The 3,744-nt window shown below is 60.3% G+C and carries 4 protein-coding genes and 1 pseudogene; 2 read left to right on the top strand and 3 right to left on the bottom strand.

Annotated elements, in window-relative coordinates:
* Positions 1-29: 29 nt before the first annotated feature.
* Both E5S66_RS13485 and E5S66_RS13480 read right to left on the bottom strand, forming a co-directional pair.
* Positions 30-251 carry a hypothetical protein gene (locus E5S66_RS13485; protein WP_138350050.1) on the bottom strand — a complete coding sequence of 74 codons (222 nt, stop codon included), beginning with the start codon at positions 249-251 and terminating at the stop codon, positions 30-32.
* 318 nt (positions 252-569) lie between these two features.
* Positions 570-872 carry a putative quinol monooxygenase gene (locus E5S66_RS13480; RefSeq protein WP_138350048.1) on the bottom strand — a complete coding sequence of 101 codons (303 nt, stop codon included), beginning with the start codon at positions 870-872 and terminating at the stop codon, positions 570-572.
* A gap of 66 nt (positions 873-938) precedes the next feature.
* Between E5S66_RS13480 and E5S66_RS13475 the strand changes: the two genes are divergently transcribed.
* Both E5S66_RS13475 and E5S66_RS13470 read left to right on the top strand, forming a co-directional pair.
* Positions 939-1,952, top strand: a complete 1,014-nt coding sequence (locus E5S66_RS13475) for a GlxA family transcriptional regulator (RefSeq protein WP_138350046.1) — start codon at positions 939-941, stop codon at positions 1,950-1,952.
* 228 nt (positions 1,953-2,180) lie between these two features.
* A complete protein-coding gene (locus tag E5S66_RS13470) occupies positions 2,181-3,245 on the top strand; it encodes an alkene reductase (RefSeq protein WP_138350044.1) in 1,065 nt (354 codons plus the stop codon).
* Positions 3,246-3,379: 134 nt separating this feature from the next.
* On the opposite strand, the pseudogene E5S66_RS13465 reads toward E5S66_RS13470, so the two are convergent.
* Positions 3,380-3,667, bottom strand: a pseudogene (locus E5S66_RS13465) (integrase core domain-containing protein); the annotation flags it as partial.
* Between the last annotated feature and the right edge of the window lie 77 nt (positions 3,668-3,744).

The raw sequence follows: 3,744 nt of genomic DNA, 5'->3' as shown, positions 1-3,744 counted from the left end.
GGCATGTCACCAGTAGAGTTCGAGAGGCGCTACGCGCAACGCAGCGACTGAGTGTCTACGGAAATCTGGTCGGTCCAGACCCAGGCGGCGAATTCGTCGAAGTCGGTGATGAAATCCTCGCCGTTGCTGATCAGGATCTTCTCCTGCGAGGCCAACTCGCGTGCATTGCGCGCCTGAAAGACTTCATCGAACAGCCAAGTTGTGGGCTGGCGATCACCAGGCCTTTGGACGGTGATGGTGAAAAGGGCCATTAGCGGGCCTCCCAGAGGGGGCCGGCGCCATCAGAGACGATGTCGTTGAGGTACGTGTCGCGGTGTGCCACTACGTCCTTGGCCTGCTGGGCCGTATCACTCTGAACCCGTAGTACCTCACCAAGAAGCAGACGGCGTTTCAGAAGATCGCTGCGTTTGTGGAGAAGTTCAAGGGTGTGGGTGGGCAGGCTTGAATCTGCCCTTTTCTCGCCGGAAAATCCATAGACTGCAAGAATGACAGCAAGGAGGTTGGGATCGCACGTAGGGCTGTGTGACCCCCATCCTGCAGCGTGACCTGATTGGGTCAAGGCCGAGTTGTCATGCAGGCAGTTTGGCTGCAAGCAGTTCGACCTTCTCGATATTGGGCGGAGAACTGAGCAAGGCCGCTGCGTTGGCCATCAAGGCCGCGGCGATCTGGCCGTTCAGATGTGCCTGGCGACCTGCCTCATCGGCGAAGGCATCGAACACACCGAATGTCGAAGGGCCAAACTTCAATGCGAACCAGGCCGTGGTGCCGGACTCGGCGTTGGCGAGCGGCAGTGCGCTGGCCAGGAAGTCGGCAAGCGCAGCCTCCTGGCCGGGTTTAGCTTCGAGGCGAACAAACAAGGCGAGCTTGGTCATGCTGTATTCCTTTGGGTAAATGGAAAAGTGGGTGAAGGGATCGAAGAGACTGCAATCTAAGTCTTCATGACAGACATCTCTATAGGCAATAATGACAACATTGATATCATTGTTGCCATGAAACTCCACCTCCTTGTTTGTGATGGCGTGTTTGATCTGGGGCTTGCGGCGCTCACTGACACAATAGGCTTGGCCAATGCGATGGCGGGCTCGCTGCCACAGGCTCCCGGGCACATAGAGCTCACGCTGGTGGGTGTGCGGCGTCGCATCCGAACTGCGCAAGGCTTGACGGTGCCCGTGGTCACTGCGCGTGGTGTGCCCGAACCTGACGTCGTGCTCGTGCCCGCGTTTGGCGACAAGATGCCTGACACGCTCTCGGCTCGGCTCACACGCCCCGATGTGCCCGATGCGGTCGCGGCTCTACAGCAGTGGTCCACCGCTGGCGCGCACCTTGGTGCCGCTTGCTCCGGTAGTTTCTTGCTTGCAGAGAGTGGCCTGCTTGATGGGCATCGTGCGACGACGTCATGGTGGCTGGGGCCGATGTTTCGGCAGCGCTATCCGAACGTCACGCTGGACGAGTCACGCATGATCGTGAACTCGACACGCTTCACCACCGCGGGTGCCGCTTTGGCCCACGTCGACTTGGCCTTGCGCATCATCCGCGGGCGCAGTCCGGCGCTGGCGGCCCTGGTGGCACGCTATCTGCTGGTCGAGACACGCAGTTCGCAAGCCGAGTTCGTGATTCCCGACCACCTTGCGCATGCCGACCCGATGGTAGAGCGCTTCGAGTGCTGGGCCAGACGTCGGCTCGCGCAGGGGTTCTCGCTGGCCGAGGCGGCCAGCGCCGCGGGCACAAGCGAGCGCACCTTGGCCCGGCGGCTGCAAAGCGTTTTGGGCAAGACACCCCTGTCGTATTTCCAGGACTTGCGCGTGGAGCATGCCGTCCATCTCTTGCGCACCGGGAGCGCCAGCGTCGACCAGGTCGCCGCACAGGTCGGGTACTCGGATGGGGTGACCCTGCGGGCCCTGTTGCGCCGCAAGCTGGGCCGGGGTGTCAGGGAGTTGCGACGCGGTGGATGACCAAAGGCGTTTGGTGCATGTACGGCTGGAGACCACCGCGAAACTGTCGGAAGCAAAGGCTTACCCACTTGCGTCTACTACATCGTGCGTTGGGTGCAAAAGCACCAGCCGTGCCAAAGCAGTCTTCAGTGACCTTTCAAAGTTCAGTGACCTTTCAAAGGTCTGAGTATTGGGAATACTGTTAGCCTTACCACTGTTTTCTGTTCACTAATCTGGGTTTTCATCCACATGCTATTCAATCCACTTCAAGTAGGTTCTCTCACCCTGCCCAACCGCATCCTTCTGGCACCATTGACACGCGCCCGTGCCGACGCTGGCCACATGCCCAACGCGCTGATGGCCCAGTACTACAGCCAGCGAGCCACCGGCGGCCTGCTGATTTCCGAATGCACCATGGTGGCGCCCGGTACATCGGCCTTCGTCAATGAGCCTGGCATCTACAACGACGCGCAGATTGCAGCCTGGAGGCAGGTGACCGACGCGGTGCACGCCAAGGGCGGACGCATCTTCATGCAGATCTGGCACGCTGGCCGCGCAGCCTACCCTGGCGCTGCCGATGGCGCCCCCATTGTCTCCAGCAGCGCTACCGCTATTGAGGGTGAGATCCACACGCCCCAAGGCAAGGTGCCGCACGCGGTGCCCCGCCCCCTGACCGTCGAAGAGATTCCCGGCATCGTGGCTGCGTTTGCTCAAGGCGCACGCAACGCCATTGCCGCCGGCTTTGATGGTGTGGAAGTACACGGCGCCAACGGCTACCTGATTGACCAGTTTCTGCGCGACACGCCCAACCAGCGCACCGATGCTTACGGCGGATCGCTGGAAAACCGTGCACGTTTGCTGTTCGAGGTACTTACTGCCGTGACCCAGGCGATCGGTTCCGAACGTGTGGGTCTGCGCCTGTCGCCCCTCAACAGCTTCAACAGCATGAAAGACAGCCACCCGCTGGCCCTCATCGGCTTCCTGGCCGATAGGCTCAATGCCTTCAAGCTAGCCTACCTGCACGTGATGCGTGCCGATTTCTTCGGCGTGCAGAAGGCCGATGTCATGCCCGTAGCGCGTGAAAAGTACAAGGGTGTGTTGGTGGGCAATATGGGTTACAGCGCTGATGAGGCAGAGGCAGCTATTGCCGAAGGTAAGCTTGACGCTGTGGCCTTTGGCACCGCCTTCCTGGCTAACCCGGACCTGCCCGCACGCATCAGGGCCAAGGCACCGCTGAACGCGCCTGACTCCAACACGTTCTACGCAGGTGGCGCCAAGGGCTATACAGACTATCCGACACTGCAGGTCGCGTAAATCACCGCCCCAGAAGACCGAAGAAACGAGCCACTTTATACCCAAGGCTCTGCCCTTCGATCTTGCGAAGCTGTGAATCGATGGCATCTACCGAGTGAACCGCACCGGGTTTCGTGGAGGCAGTTTGGTTTAAGTCAGGTCGCCACCGAGGTGGCCTGACTGGCGAGTTGCCGGTAGTAGTTTGCCTCAGCTTCTGCGGGCGGAATGTGCCCCATGGGCTCAAGGAGCCTGTGGTGGTTAAACCAGGACACCCATTCGAGGGTGGCCAGTTCCAGAGTTTCTTTCGTTTTCCACGGTGCCCGGCGGTGAATCAACTCGGCTTTGTACAAGCCGTTGATGGTCTCGGCCAAGGCGTTGTCGTAGCTGTCACCGCGACTGCCCACCGAGGGTGCAATTTTGGCCTCTGCCAGCCTCTCGGTGTAGGCCCGACGTCCCCCCGCTTTCAGTAGCAGGTTGATCTAGAGTCCGGGGTTGATAGTAGTGGATACCAGCGTTTGGG

It is taken from the genome of Thermomonas fusca (assembly GCF_005862345.1).
GTDB classification, from domain to species: domain Bacteria; phylum Pseudomonadota; class Gammaproteobacteria; order Xanthomonadales; family Xanthomonadaceae; genus Thermomonas; species Thermomonas fusca.
Note: the sequence above shows the minus strand (reverse complement) of the source record. Positions and strands in the feature narration are given on the sequence as shown.